This window comes from Pseudomonas sp. LBUM1646 (assembly GCF_059716165.1).
This window is the reverse complement of record NZ_CP166810.1, coordinates 373,266-385,987: the sequence shown is the minus strand read 5'-3', so window position 1 is coordinate 385,987 and position 12,722 is coordinate 373,266. Positions and strand designations below refer to the sequence as shown.

Annotated in this window: 13 protein-coding genes and 1 tRNA gene; 8 read left to right on the top strand and 6 right to left on the bottom strand. The window is 58.3% G+C overall.

Annotation, left to right across the window (positions count from 1 at the left end; genetic code table 11):
* Positions 1 to 42: 42 nt before the first annotated feature.
* From ACA071_RS01730 to ACA071_RS01715, 4 genes are all read right to left on the bottom strand, one after another.
* Positions 43 to 300, bottom strand: coding sequence for a DUF2164 domain-containing protein (locus ACA071_RS01730; protein ID WP_090176775.1), 258 nt, complete (start codon positions 298 to 300; stop codon positions 43 to 45).
* On the bottom strand, positions 301 to 939 hold the full coding sequence (gene hisH, locus ACA071_RS01725) for an imidazole glycerol phosphate synthase subunit HisH (RefSeq protein ID WP_169372051.1): 639 nt from the start codon (positions 937 to 939) through the stop codon (positions 301 to 303). It lies immediately after the preceding gene.
* Positions 939 to 1,532 carry an imidazoleglycerol-phosphate dehydratase HisB gene (hisB, locus tag ACA071_RS01720; protein ID WP_003218037.1) on the bottom strand — a complete coding sequence of 198 codons (594 nt, stop codon included), beginning with the start codon at positions 1,530 to 1,532 and terminating at the stop codon, positions 939 to 941. Before hisB ends, hisH begins: the two co-directional genes overlap by 1 nt.
* A gap of 270 nt (positions 1,533 to 1,802) precedes the next feature.
* A complete protein-coding gene (locus tag ACA071_RS01715; RefSeq protein ID WP_497642875.1) occupies positions 1,803 to 3,467 on the bottom strand; it encodes an OFA family MFS transporter in 1,665 nt (554 codons plus the stop codon).
* A 351-nt stretch (positions 3,468 to 3,818) separates the two neighbouring features.
* Between ACA071_RS01715 and ACA071_RS01710 the strand changes: the two genes are divergently transcribed.
* The 6 genes from ACA071_RS01710 (at position 3,819) to ACA071_RS01685 (ending at position 8,870) form a co-directional block, all read left to right on the top strand.
* On the top strand, positions 3,819 to 4,223 hold the full coding sequence (locus ACA071_RS01710) for an acetyl-CoA sensor PanZ family protein (RefSeq protein ID WP_497642874.1): 405 nt from the start codon (positions 3,819 to 3,821) through the stop codon (positions 4,221 to 4,223).
* 76 nt (positions 4,224 to 4,299) lie between these two features.
* On the top strand, positions 4,300 to 6,531 hold the full coding sequence (locus ACA071_RS01705) for an AsmA family protein (RefSeq protein ID WP_497642873.1): 2,232 nt from the start codon (positions 4,300 to 4,302) through the stop codon (positions 6,529 to 6,531).
* Positions 6,528 to 7,595, top strand: a complete 1,068-nt coding sequence (gene mutY, locus ACA071_RS01700) for an A/G-specific adenine glycosylase (protein WP_123511222.1) — start codon at positions 6,528 to 6,530, stop codon at positions 7,593 to 7,595. Before ACA071_RS01705 ends, mutY begins: the two co-directional genes overlap by 4 nt.
* Entirely contained in the window at positions 7,592 to 7,864 is a 273-nt protein-coding gene (locus ACA071_RS01695) for an oxidative damage protection protein (RefSeq protein ID WP_054054381.1), read from the top strand. The genes mutY and ACA071_RS01695 overlap by 4 nt, the downstream gene beginning before the upstream one ends.
* Positions 7,865 to 7,967: 103 nt before the next feature.
* A tRNA-Phe gene (locus tag ACA071_RS01690) sits at positions 7,968 to 8,043 on the top strand.
* Between the two features lie 494 nt (positions 8,044 to 8,537).
* Entirely contained in the window at positions 8,538 to 8,870 is a 333-nt protein-coding gene (locus ACA071_RS01685; RefSeq protein WP_497642872.1) for a DUF7957 family protein, read from the top strand.
* A 134-nt stretch (positions 8,871 to 9,004) separates the two neighbouring features.
* Here the strand turns inward: ACA071_RS01685 and ACA071_RS01680 are convergent, their stop codons facing one another.
* Both ACA071_RS01680 and ACA071_RS01675 read right to left on the bottom strand, forming a co-directional pair.
* Positions 9,005 to 9,535, bottom strand: a complete 531-nt coding sequence (locus tag ACA071_RS01680) for a hypothetical protein (RefSeq protein ID WP_497642871.1) — start codon at positions 9,533 to 9,535, stop codon at positions 9,005 to 9,007.
* Positions 9,536 to 9,903: 368 nt separating this feature from the next.
* Positions 9,904 to 10,353, bottom strand: a complete 450-nt coding sequence (locus tag ACA071_RS01675) for a carboxypeptidase regulatory-like domain-containing protein (RefSeq protein WP_497642870.1) — start codon at positions 10,351 to 10,353, stop codon at positions 9,904 to 9,906.
* A gap of 262 nt (positions 10,354 to 10,615) precedes the next feature.
* Between ACA071_RS01675 and ACA071_RS01670 the strand changes: the two genes are divergently transcribed.
* Positions 10,616 to 11,671: a PDDEXK nuclease domain-containing protein gene (locus tag ACA071_RS01670; RefSeq protein ID WP_497642869.1), complete on the top strand. Its 1,056-nt coding sequence runs from the start codon at positions 10,616 to 10,618 to the stop codon at positions 11,669 to 11,671.
* Positions 11,668 to 12,681: an AlbA family DNA-binding domain-containing protein gene (locus tag ACA071_RS01665; RefSeq protein ID WP_497642868.1), complete on the top strand. Its 1,014-nt coding sequence runs from the start codon at positions 11,668 to 11,670 to the stop codon at positions 12,679 to 12,681. Before ACA071_RS01670 ends, ACA071_RS01665 begins: the two co-directional genes overlap by 4 nt.
* The last annotated feature ends 41 nt before the right edge of the window (positions 12,682 to 12,722 follow it).

Genomic DNA, 12,722 nt, shown 5'->3' with positions numbered 1-12,722 from the left:
ATCTAATTCTTGCAGCTTGCAGCTTTAAGCTCGCCGCTGCTTCTATTCTTTCTCGAGCGCCCACAGGTCGCTTTCGATGCTTTCGAACCTTTCTTTAAGGTGCGTCTGCACATCGAAAATCGCCCTGTTGTAATAGTGCGGCGCAATTTCGCGGGTAAACAGCTCAAGGATTTCAGCCGCTTCGAACGAACCCAGGTCCAGTTCGAAGCGATCTTCCATGAACCGCTTGATCTTGTGATTGGCCTCGTTCTCCTGTTCGGGAGTGAGGGTCAGGATCGGCGGTTTTTTCTTGACGGCCATTTACCAGCGACCATCCCACGCGGCGAAGTTCTGCAGCAGTTGCAGGCCATGGGTATGGCTTTTCTCCGGGTGGAACTGCACGGCGAAACGCGAGCCATCGGCCAGCGCTGCGGCGAAATCGACACCGTAATGACCGCCACCCACCACTTGCCGCGGATTACCGGCGGCGATGTAGTAGCTGTGCACGAAGTAGAAACGCGCCAGGTCCGGAATGTTGTGCCACAGCGGGTGATCCACCGTCTGTTTCACTTCGTTCCAGCCCATGTGCGGGACTTTCAGGTGTTCGCCGTCTTCATGCAGGTCTTTGCCGAAGAACTTCACCGCGCCCGGGAACAGGCCGATGCAGTCGACGCCGTCGTTCTCTTCACTGCTGTCGAGCAAGGCTTGCATGCCGACGCAGATGCCGAGGAACGGACGGTCCTGGCTGACTTCACGCACCAGCGAGTCGAAGCCCAGGCGACGGATTTCAGCCATGCAGTCGCGAATCGCGCCGACACCGGGGAAAACCACCCGGTCGGCTTCGCGAATCACAGCGGCATCGCTGGTGATCAAGACCTTGCCGGCACCGACGTGCTCGAGGGCCTTGGCCACCGAGTGCAGGTTGCCCATGCCGTAATCGATAACCGCGACCGTCTGCATTACAGAACGCCCTTGGTCGACGGCATTTGCCCGGCCATGCGGTCATCCAGCTCGACGGCCATGCGCAGGGCGCGGCCGAAAGCCTTGAACACGGTTTCGATCTGGTGGTGGGTGTTGGTGCCACGCAGGTTGTCGATGTGCAGGCTGACGAGGGCGTGGTTGACGAAGCCCTGGAAGAATTCCTGGAACAGGTCAACGTCGAAGCCGCCAACGGTGGCGCGGGTATAGGGAACGTGCATCTGCAGGCCAGGACGGCCGGAGAAGTCGATCACCACGCGCGACAGCGCTTCATCGAGCGGCACATAGGCGTGGCCGTAGCGACGGATGCCTTTCTTGTCGCCGATGGCTTTGGCAAAGGCCTGACCCAACGTGATACCAACGTCTTCCACCGTGTGGTGGTCGTCGATATGCAGGTCGCCCTTGCTGACAATATCCAGGTCGATCAGCCCGTGACGGGCGATCTGGTCCAGCATGTGCTCAAGAAAAGGAACACCGATATCAAATCGGGCCTTTCCGGTGCCATCCAGGTTGATCGAGGCTTTGATCTGGGTTTCCAGAGTGTCGCGCTCGACAGACGCCTTACGTTCGGCCATCACCAGCTCCGCAAAATCATTGGGCGAAAAAGGCAGCCATTATAGGGGCGCGGGCGCGAAACAGAAACACGAGAGGTGATATGACTGACGGAGTGAATTCGGCGCTGCCGGCGATGTACATGTCAGTACAAGCATCCCAAGACCACTGATCGCTCCCACGCTCTGCGTGGGAGTGCAGCCCCGGACGCTCCGCGTCCACTTCGAAAGTGACGCAGAGCATCACGGGAGGCATTCCCACGCAGAGCGTGGAAACGATCAGTTACGGGGTACTTAGTGGAACAGGACCGCGGTTTTCTGCAGGGTCACCCAAACACCCCACGCCAACGGAATCCCCACCACCAGCCATGCAGCAATCGCCAACGGCTTGCTGCCCGGCGCCGCTTTCCACTCCAGCACGGTGCTGCTGTCAGCACCCTTGTCGTGGCCCAGCGCCTGTTCGGCGGCCAGTTCAGCATCGGTCATGAAGTACTTGTCGGCTACCGGACGCACCAGCAGGTTGCAGATGAAACCCAGCACCAGCAGGCCCGCGAGGATGTACAGGGTGATGTCGTAAGCCGCGGCACGTTCAACGCCGATGCTCAGCTGATACTCACGCAGGTAGTTCACCAACACCGGACCCAACACGCCCGCCGCGGCCCATGCCGTCAGCAGACGACCGTGGATCGCGCCGACCATTTGCGTACCGAACAGGTCCGCCAGGTAAGCCGGAACCGTCGCAAAACCACCGCCGTACATCGACAGGATGATGCAGAACGCCGCCACGAACAGTGCCACGTTGCCCAAATGACCGAGGTTCGGGATCAGTGCGTACAGGGCAAAGCCCAGGGCGAAGAACACGAAATAGGTGTTTTTACGACCCAGATAGTCGGAGAACGAAGCCCAGAAGAACCGGCCGCCGATGTTGAACAGGCTCAGCAAACCGGTGAAACCGGCTGCGATGGCTGCGATGGAGGCCAGTTGCCCGGCGTCCAGCTTACCGAATGGCAGGTCGACACCGATCAATTTGCCGCCAAACACTTCCTGCAACAGTGGCGAAGCCATGCCGAGGATGCCGATACCGGCGGATACGTTCAGGCACAGCACCAGCCACACCAGACGGAATTGCGGGGTTTTCCACGCGACGTTCACGTGAACATGGCGGTGAGTGATCATCGCGTTCGACGCTTTTTTCGCTGGAGCGGTCCAGCCTTCAGGCTTCCAGCCGGTTGGCGGAACGCGGTAGGACAGTGCGCCGCCGATCATGAACACGAAGTAGATCGCCGCCATCACCAGAAAGCTCTGCCATACGCCTACGCCGCTTGGCGAAGCGAAGTGACTCATCAGCGCCGCAGCCAGTGGAGCGCCAACCATCGCGCCGCCACCGAAGCCCATGATCGCCATGCCCGTCGCCATGCCGCGCTTGTCCGGGAACCACTTGATCAGGGTCGAGACTGGCGAGATATAACCCAGGCCCAGGCCGATACCGCCAATGACCCCGGAGCCGATCCACATCAGCCAGATCTGGTGGGTATAAATCCCCAGCGCTGAAATCAACAGACCACCGCACCAGCACAGCGCCGACACAACACCGGCCTTGCGCGGCCCGGCGTGTTCCAGCCAGCCACCCCAGATCGCTGCCGAGCAGCCAAGGAAGATGAAGAACAGGGTGTAGATCCAGCCGAGCATCGAAATCGGCCAGTCGCATTGAGACGAGAAGACTTGCGAAATGAAGCTCATGTCCGGCGCGCAAGCCACTGGAGCGGTGACACCCAGGGCCTTGGACAGCGGTAACCAGAACACCGAGAAGCCGTAGGCCATGCCGATGCAAAGGTGGATGGCCAGAGCGGCCGGTGGGACCAGCCAACGGTTGAAACCGGGCTTGGCGATGATGCGCTCCTTGGACAGGAACGCGGGCTGGTCGGCTTTGAAGCCGTCCGCCGTGATGCTCGTGCTCATTGTGTATCCCCCAATTATTAGTATGGTTCGCCAGCCACTCCTCACCCTCAGCCTTATATGCACGCAGGCATGACCTTTTTCTTGGGTGAAGCTCCATGAGGGCGCGACGTTACGTCGCAGAAGGACGGACGAACCGGCAGAGGTTACCATTTGCTCGTGACAGAAAAACCAAACTGACATCACCTTTTCTGTGTCATCTGTTCTCGTATGACTGAAAGAACAGACTTTCAAGCGCAGGAACTGCCGAAGACGGCGATCTTTTGATTTTTTTGTAACCGAAGAAAGATCAAAAGATCGCCGTCTTCATCAGCGCCTATGGGTCGATATCTATACAACCTGACAGGAACCGCCATGCCGATCATTGTCGAGCCGCTGACCGAAGCCACTTACCAGGATCAGCAAGACCTGCAGAAAATTTACCGCGACGCACCGGACTGGCTGTTTGCGCCATTTGCCGGCGATGTACAGTTGATCGAAGGCTGCCTGGGCGACGGTTCGCTGATCGCCGGGCGCTTCAACGATCGACTGCTGGGCGCAGGGCGTCTGCAACGTCAACCGGACGTCTGGCACCTTTCGCAAATTTGCGTACGAAAAATCACCCGGCGCCGTGGCGTGGCGGAGCGTCTGGTGAACGAAGCGCAGAAAATGGCGTCGCAATCGGGCGCGATATTGCGCCTGCTGGCGCCTGCCGGGCATCTGGAAGCCCAGGCGCTGGCAGCCAAACTGAACGTGCCACTGGATGTGCTGCCCATATGAACTGACCGGTCGTCAGTTTCGGAGCGCTATACTCCCCGGCTAAATTTCGAATTCGACTAACTACAAGGACTCGCCCATGAAAGCGTTCGGCAAAATCCTGGGTCTGGTACTTCTCGGGCTGTTGCTGATCATTGTGGCGCTGGGCTTTGCCCTGACCCACCTCTTCGATCCCAACGACTATAAAGACGAGATTCGCCAGATTGCCCGCGACAAGGCCCACATCGAGCTGACGCTCAATGGCGACATCGGTTGGAGCCTGTTCCCGTGGCTGGGCCTGGAATTGCACGAAGCCAGTGTCGCGACCCTGGTCAAACCCACCGAACCGTTTGCAGACTTGCAGATGCTCGGCCTGTCGGTCCGCGTGCTGCCGCTGCTGCGCCGTGAAGTGCAGATGAGCGATGTACGCGTCGAAGGCTTGAACCTGCGCCTGAACCGCGACAAAGATGGCCACGGCAATTGGGAAGACATCGGCAAGATCCCGGCACCGGCCAATACCGGCGCGACCCCGCCTGCCGTTCCCGCTGGCGAACCGGCACCGGAAGCCCCGGTCGTCGCGGAAAAACCGCCGCAGCCGATCCGCCTGGACATCGACAGCCTGACCGTGAACAACGCGCGGGTTGAATACAACGATGAAAAAACCGGCAAGAACTACAGCGCCGAAAGCATCCAGATGAGCACCGGCGCGGTCCACGACTCGACCAATATTCCGCTCAAGCTCACTGCATTCCTGTCCTCCAACCAACCGGCGCTGCGGATTCGTACTGAGCTGAACGGCGAGTTACGCATTGCCCGCGCCCTCCAGCGTTACCAGTTCGAAGACATGAAGCTGTCGGGCGAAGTGACCGGCGATCCGTTGCAAGGCAAGACCATGACCTTCGCCGCCCAAGGCCAATTGCTGCTGGATAAAGCAGCCAACGTCGCCGAATGGACCGGGATCAAGATCTCCGCTAACCAGTTGCGTGCTTTGGGCGAACTCAAGGTCAACGACCTCGACAAGACGCCGCAAATCAACGGTGGCCTGTCGATTGCCCAGTTTGACCTGGCGAAATTCGTCGACAGCGTCGGCCAGAAACTCCCGGCCATGGCCGAGGGCAGCCTGAGTAAAGTCGAGCTGGTCAGCCGCCTCTCCGGGACGCCAACCAGCCTGGCGTTCGACAACATCAACCTGAAAGTCGACGACAGCAGCTTCAGCGGCCGTATCGCCGTCGAGGATTTTGCCAAGCAATCGCTGCGAGCAGTCCTCAAGGCTGACACCTTCAATGTCGACCGCTATCTGCCGCCAAAATCCGCCGAAGCCAGCAGCGCGACGCAAGTGCGTCAGGCCGAAGTGGCCAGCACCGAGGCCGATGCCATGGCGGGCGCGGGCTCCACGCCGTTGCCGCCATCACCGACCAAAGGCGCCTGGAGCACCGAGCGCCTGCTGCCGGTGGAGCGCTTGGCCAAACTCGACGTGGACGCCGACCTGACCTTCGGCCAACTGACCCTCGACAAACTGCCGATCCAGAACGCTGCGCTCAAGGCCACCGGCCAGGGCGGCCTGCTGACCCTGGAGAATTTGCGTGGTGACTTGTACAACGGCAACTTCGAAGCCAAGGGCACCCTCGACGTGCGCCAGCAAGTGCCGGCGCTGAGCATGCAAACCCACATCACCAAGGTGCCGGTGGAAAAAATCCTCGAAAGCCAGGGCAAAAACCCGCCGGTCAAAGGCCTGGTGACGCTCAACAGTGCGCTGACCGGAAGCGGCAATAGCCAGAGCGCACTGATCGAGAGCCTCAACGGCAACGCCAGTTTCGTCATCAACAATGGCGTGTTGCTCAACGCCAACCTTGAGCAACAACTGTGCAAAGGCATCGCCCCCCTGAACCGCAAGACCCTCAGCGGCGAACCGCGGGGCAAGGACACGCCGTTCCAGGAGCTTAAGGGCAACCTGACCTTCCGCAACGGCGTGGCCAGCAATCCGGACCTGAAAGTGCGCATCCCGGGCATGACCGTCAATGGTGACGGCGACGTCGATCTGCGGGTGCTGGGCATGGACTACCGCGTTGGCATCATCGTCGAAGGCGACACCAGCGATATGCCCGATCCGGCCTGCCAGGTCGGCGAGAAATACGTCGGTATCGAGTGGCCGCTGCGCTGCCGTGGCCCGCTGGAATTGGGTGCCAAGGCCTGCCGCGTGGACAACGAACGCATGGGCCAGGTCGCGGCCAAACTGGCCGGCGAGAAACTCAGCGACAAAATCGACGAGAAGCTCGGTGACAAAGTCAGCCCCGAACTGAAAAACGCGCTGAAGGGGCTGTTCAAGCGATGAGAGCCGAGCAGTTTTCATCGGCGGTGCTGGATTGGTACGACCGCCATGGCCGCCACGATTTACCTTGGCAGCAGGGCATCACCCCGTATCGGGTGTGGGTTTCGGAAATCATGCTGCAGCAGACCCAAGTCAGCACCGTGCTGAATTACTTCGACCGGTTCATGGCCTCGCTGCCGACGGTCGAAGCCCTGGCCGCCGCGCCGGAAGACGAAGTGCTGCACTTGTGGACGGGCCTGGGTTACTACACCCGTGCGCGCAATCTGCAGAAGACCGCGAAGATCGTCGTCGCAGAACACGGCGGCGAGTTTCCCCGGGACGTGGAAAAACTGGTTGAACTGCCAGGCATCGGTTTGTCCACGGCCGGCGCCATCGCCAGCCTGAGCATGGGCCTGCGGGCGCCGATCCTCGACGGCAACGTTAAACGGGTGCTGGCGCGTTTTACCGCGCAAGAGGGTTACCCGGGCGAGCCAAAGGTCGCCAAGCAGCTCTGGGCGAATGCGGAGCGCTTTACGCCCCATGATCGGGTCAACGCCTACACCCAGGCGATGATGGATCTGGGCGCCACGCTCTGCACCCGCAGCAAACCGAGCTGCCTGCTCTGCCCGCTGGAAAAGGGCTGCGAAGCGCACATGCTCGGCCTGGAAACCCGCTACCCGATCCCCAAGCCGCGCAAAGCCGTGCCACAGAAGCGCACGCTGATGCCGATGCTCGCCAACGGCGAAGGCGCGATTCTGCTTTACCGCCGGCCTTCCACGGGCCTGTGGGGCGGTTTGTGGAGCTTGCCGGAACTCGACGACCTCGACGACCTGCAACACCTGGCCACGCAGCACTCGCTGGAACTGGGCAGCCAACAGGCATTGCCGAGCCTGGTGCACACCTTCAGTCATTTTCAGTTGTCCATCGAACCCTGGCTGGTCCAGGTCCAGGAAGCCGGCCATCACGTGGCCGAGGCCGACTGGCTCTGGTATAACCTCGCCACCCCGCCGCGCCTGGGCCTTGCCGCCCCGGTCAAAACCTTGCTCGAACGCGCGGCTGCCGTATTGAACGCAGGAGAGTCGTCATGACCCGCACCATCATGTGCCGCAAGTACAAAGAAGAATTGCCCGCCCTGGAGCGCGCTCCGTTCCCTGGCGCAAAAGGCCAGGACATTTTTGACCACGTCTCCGCCAAGGCCTGGGCCGACTGGCAGAAACACCAGACCCTGCTGATCAACGAAAAACGCCTGAATATGATGAACGCCGAAGATCGCAAATATCTGCAGGGCGAGATGGACAAGTTCTTTTCCGGCGAGGAATACGCCCAGGCCGAAGGCTATGTTCCGCCAGCTGAATAATCCCGATTATTCGGGGGTCGGATCGTAAGCGACGGTAATAATTAAAATTTTTTTGAAAACTTTCTTGACGACCCCCTGAAAAACCAGTTTAATGCGCCCCGTTGCCCAGATAGCTCAGTCGGTAGAGCAGGGGATTGAAAATCCCCGTGTCGGCGGTTCGATTCCGTCTCTGGGCACCAAATACCGAAAACCCTGAATCGCAAGATTCAGGGTTTTTTTATGGGCGCGATTTGATCCGGTGCGTTTTCTGCTTACGATCCGCGGTACTTTTGCTTCCCCTTACGGAAAAGGGTAACCAACGTCATGAGCCAGAGAAAACCCGCACTCCCCTGCCCCACCCCCCGCCGTACCGCGAAGGCCGAGTCACCTTTTGGCTCATGAACCTGCATAGAATCGTGCTGGCGGCGCCGGACGAGCCAAAGCGCAAACGGACTCGCCGTTAGCCCGGCTGCCCGCCTGACGCGCCACAGGACGCGTCAGATTGAAGATGCGTCATAACGTGTTGATGTAATCCACTGGCAGCAACACGGTGTCCAGCGCGGCATCCACCGGCAGGGACACCACCGTGATGAGCGGGCAGACGATATCGCGCTTTATAAGGCGCGGGATTGTAGCGGTAAAGAGTGGCTGACCTGGCGCAATTGGGTAAAAGCACCGAACAGGAAGAGCACGCATGCAACTTGAAGTGAGCGGCAACTGGATTTTCGGGGACGGGGTGCGGTTTGAGGGTCAATATCCTGCCCTTGAAGCCGTTTTGATCAATGGGCGGGTGCTGGTGATATTTGATTGGATGGCTTTTGAGCGGAATGCTCCTGCGCAAAATCTTTTCTGCTACGGCCGGTCAGGCAATCTACTTTGGCGAGCGCCGGATATTGGAATGGGTGCCGTGGACGCCTATACCAGCGTGACGATTGAGGAACCACTGTGGGTCGCAAATTTTGCTGGGTGCAATTGCCGGATAGATGAAAAATCTGGCCAGGTTCTAGAGGTTCGCTTCACGAAATAAACGCTGCCCGCGCCTGCGAAGCCTCTGCCACCAAATACCGAAAAAAACCCAAGGAACAATATGTCCTTGGGTTTTTATTTGCCTGCGATTTAGCGCCATAGGCACGCCGCGAGCAATCAGCGCCTGAGGCTGCCTTAGTCCGCACCTGAATCCATCAGCGCCTCGAGCGCCGCATCTGCCTCTTTACGCTGGGCTGGCGTCGGCGCGGCTGCAAACTGGCTGTGCTGTTTGTCGAGGGTCAGGTAGGCGTTGTCACCATTACCCCAGATATACGAATAGACCAACAGGAAACTGGCGGAGTTGGCTGCGCAGTAAGGCGCAACGCTGCGCAGCGGCGCCAGCAACTGGATCATCTCGCCGTAGTTTTCGGTGAATTGCGGCAAGACAAACTGCCAACTTCCTGTGGTCTGGTCATATCGAGAACGCCCACCCCAGGATTGCACCAACTCCTCCAGGCTCTGCGCGCCAGAATCACGCAGCGACTCGGCATCGACCTTGCCCGAGCCGGACATGTCTACCCCGTCGAACCACCGCTGCCAGTCGCTGTACGCGTGCGCCGAACCCGGGGGAGCCGCCATTGCCTTGGCGTACTGCTCCGGGGCCATGGTGCAACGCAGGTACACCGAGGACGGCTCGCTCGCCCACGCTTGTCCGGTTGCGCTCAATAGCGCCGCCAGCGCCGGTCCCATCCATAAGTGCCGTTTTATCATTGTCGTCCCTGATCAATCGCCAAAGGACGCGATCATACCTGCACGAACATCGCGGGATTTCAGGTGTACTGAAAAAAACACAAAACCTGTATCTCTCCCCTCGCAGAAAAAATCGCCAACCTCTTCACGCCTCGGCGAGCCAGTGAATTGCTTTGCTCTTCGCTGCGAAATATCCCGGAGAGTTTTACAACGATCTCCGAGACCCGCCCCGCGCCTCCACACGAGACGTCCCACGACAAATCCCTCATCAATGCAAGCGACCGGGTACGGCGGACAGACTCACGATCAAGTTAATGATCTCGTCACGTCAAAATCCGCAGCCTCTAGCTCTCACCATTCCAGTGGAAAACCAGATTGCGAGCCGTGCCGTCGCCGACATCCGTCACGTCACGCCGCACCTCGCCATTGCGCGTCGCAACCACGGTGTACTTGCCGGCGGGCAACTGGACATAAACCAGAGGGCCGGCCTGATTAATCGTCAGCACGGTTTGCCCCTCGGCTTTTTGAATGACCACATCCACGTCGGGAATGTATTCATTCTGCGAACCCACGGAAAAAGTCATGTGCAGGTTGTAACCCTTGGCCTGCTGGATGGCCTTTGACTCATCCTCGCCGATACCGCCAGACAAGTAGCTAATTCCGTTTTGCAGTTGCGGCTGCACTTGCACGCCCGAACTGTCGACCGGGTCGAGGCTGGCGGCTAAGGACAGGGTTGGAAACATCAACACGCCGAGGGCGGTGAATATCAATACGAGGGAATGGACGTATCTCATGATGGCGACTCCCGGGTTCCATGGAACCCACTCGTTACGCCTTTTAGATTTCCGGCGGGATGTTCAAGTTTTAGATTGATTGGGACTTGGAGTCACTGCGAATGGGACTACAGGGTGTATTCCAAATGCCTGGGTTTTTGTCGGCCTGATCCTGCAAAACGAATCCGGCATTTCCTTCCGGTTTACCAGCAACGCCCGGCATCGCTGACCAGCCCGTCATTGGCATCCTTTTCCGCCAGTTCATCCAGCGGCGGAAGATTTCATGAGCCACCTCAAACCCGACAACACAGACCCACAACTCGCCTCACTGCTTGGCAATCTTGGCGAGTTGATCCGGCAGGCGCGGCAGAACGTGTTGAGAGCGGTCGATACCGCGCAAGTACAAACCTGCTGGCAGATTGGGCGGCATATTGTTGAGTTCGAGCAGGAAGGCGCCCGGAGGGCGGTGTATGGCAAGCAGTTGCTATCGACGCTGGCGCAGACTCTGACAGCAGAGTTCGGAAAGGGATTTGACGAGACCAACTTGCGAAAAATGCGCCTGTTTTATCAGGTGTTTCCAATTCGAGACGCACTGCGTCTCGAATTGAGCTGGACCCACTACCGCAGACTGCTGCGCGTCGACGGTGACAAGGCTCGCCAGTGGTACATGGACGAAGCCGCCAACCAGAACTGGTCAAGCCGCGCCCTGGAACGGCAGATCAACACCCTCTACTACGAGCGCCTGCTGATGAGTCGGGACAAGGCGCCCGTCATGACGGAAGCCGCGACCAACATCCATGCGATGACGGAGAGCCCCCGGGAATTCATCCGGGATCCCGTGATGCTGGAGTTTCTCGGCCTGCCCAATGCAGGGCTCGTTCTGGAAACCGAACTTGAACAAGCCCTCATCGAGCAACTTCAGGGCTTCCTGCTTGAGCTGGGCAACGGTTTCGCTTTTGTCGCCCGCCAGCAACGCATAAGCACCGAGGGCAGAGACTTTTACATCGATCTGGTGTTCTACAACTACCTGCTCAAATGCTTTGTCATCTTCGATCTCAAGCGCGGGGAACTAACCCATCAAGATGTCGGGCAAATGGACATGTATGTGCGCATGTATGACGACCTCAAGCGCAACGCTGAAGACGGACCGACCGTCGGCATCATTCTGTGCGCGCAAAAAAAAGAATCAGTGGTGCGCTACTCGGTGTTACAGGGCAATGAACAGTTGTTTGCCAGCAAGTACAAACTGGTACTGCCGAGCGAGGATGAACTGCGGGCGGAGCTGGATCGGGAATGCTCGGCACTTGGAGTACGGCTCCGTGATCAGGACGCACGATGAACGAGTCGGCTCTCCAAAGCTATTTGCGCGAAAAATTTCCAAAGGAAAGCTCCGCCTGCGAATGGAAGGAATTCAAGAACCTCGCCCATGCAGTCTCCGGGCGTAAAGGTTCGGATATCGCAAGCTACCTGTCCGCAATCGCCAATATAGCCGGTGGGCATCTGATTGTTGGCGTCCAAGACACGTCGTTACACATTGTCGGGATCCAGCAGTTTCACGACTACACACCTGAAAACATTCGCCAGAGGCTATTAGGAAGATGCACCAATCTGGACTCGGAAGGATTTTGCGTTGAAAGCCTGACCACCAGCGATTCAGGAAAGACTGTCTGGATATTCCACATCCCCAGGCATCGGCCCAGATTGCCGATATATGCACACGACAAAGCTTGGCAGCGACTCGACGACGCATTGGTCGAGATGCGACAGGAACGACTTGAGGCCATTTTGAATGAGCCAATGGATACCCGAGACTGGTCGGCCGAAAAAGTAGTGAATGCAACGTTCTGTGATCTGGATGAACAAGCACTTCGCGTTGCACGAGAAAAGTTCTCGGAGAAACATCGCAATGCGCCGTTCGCTGAAGACATTCCAACCTGGGATCTTGCGACGTTTCTGGACAAGGCAAAGCTGACCATTACAGACGATGCCGCTGGACTGTTGCGCAAGCGAGGGCTTATTGAAGGACGGAAACCGAACTATTACGCCGCGGCCCAAGTGGCGCGAAGCACAGGCAACCAAAGTGACTACATTCGCAACCGGGCATTCAATGATGTCTGCTACAAAGACATGGTTCTCGATTATTTAACGCAATATGGATCCGCATCACGCTTTGAGCTGGCCACGCTGATCCTAGACAAACTGTCTGACGCTTTAGACGAAAAACAGAAGCAAAACAAATTTCGCAATCTGCTGCACTCTATGTCGACGCGTGACCAAAGCATTGAAAAATCAGGTGGTTTGCACAAAGGTCGCTGGATAATCCGGCGTTCTTCTAACCTTAAACATTAGACAAACTCTAGATAAACTTCCTCGCCAGACACTGGCTTGGC

What these genes read in the sequence shown, in the direction of transcription:
- ACA071_RS01730 (WP_090176775.1), bottom strand. Translation starts at nt 300, where the DNA reads ATGGCCGTCAAGAAAAAACCGCCGATCCTGACCCTCACTCCCGAACAG.
- ACA071_RS01675 (WP_497642870.1), bottom strand. Translation starts at nt 10,353, where the DNA reads ATGAGATACGTCCATTCCCTCGTATTGATATTCACCGCCCTCGGCGTG.
- ACA071_RS01715 (WP_497642875.1), bottom strand. Translation starts at nt 3,467, where the DNA reads ATGAGCACGAGCATCACGGCGGACGGCTTCAAAGCCGACCAGCCCGCG.
- ACA071_RS01710 (WP_497642874.1), top strand. Translation starts at nt 3,819, where the DNA reads ATGCCGATCATTGTCGAGCCGCTGACCGAAGCCACTTACCAGGATCAG.
- ACA071_RS01705 (WP_497642873.1), top strand. Translation starts at nt 4,300, where the DNA reads ATGAAAGCGTTCGGCAAAATCCTGGGTCTGGTACTTCTCGGGCTGTTG.
- ACA071_RS01695 (WP_054054381.1), top strand. Translation starts at nt 7,592, where the DNA reads ATGACCCGCACCATCATGTGCCGCAAGTACAAAGAAGAATTGCCCGCC.
- ACA071_RS01685 (WP_497642872.1), top strand. Translation starts at nt 8,538, where the DNA reads ATGCAACTTGAAGTGAGCGGCAACTGGATTTTCGGGGACGGGGTGCGG.
- hisB (WP_003218037.1), bottom strand. Translation starts at nt 1,532, where the DNA reads ATGGCCGAACGTAAGGCGTCTGTCGAGCGCGACACTCTGGAAACCCAG.
- ACA071_RS01670 (WP_497642869.1), top strand. Translation starts at nt 10,616, where the DNA reads ATGAGCCACCTCAAACCCGACAACACAGACCCACAACTCGCCTCACTG.
- ACA071_RS01665 (WP_497642868.1), top strand. Translation starts at nt 11,668, where the DNA reads ATGAACGAGTCGGCTCTCCAAAGCTATTTGCGCGAAAAATTTCCAAAG.
- hisH (WP_169372051.1), bottom strand. Translation starts at nt 939, where the DNA reads ATGCAGACGGTCGCGGTTATCGATTACGGCATGGGCAACCTGCACTCG.
- mutY (WP_123511222.1), top strand. Translation starts at nt 6,528, where the DNA reads ATGAGAGCCGAGCAGTTTTCATCGGCGGTGCTGGATTGGTACGACCGC.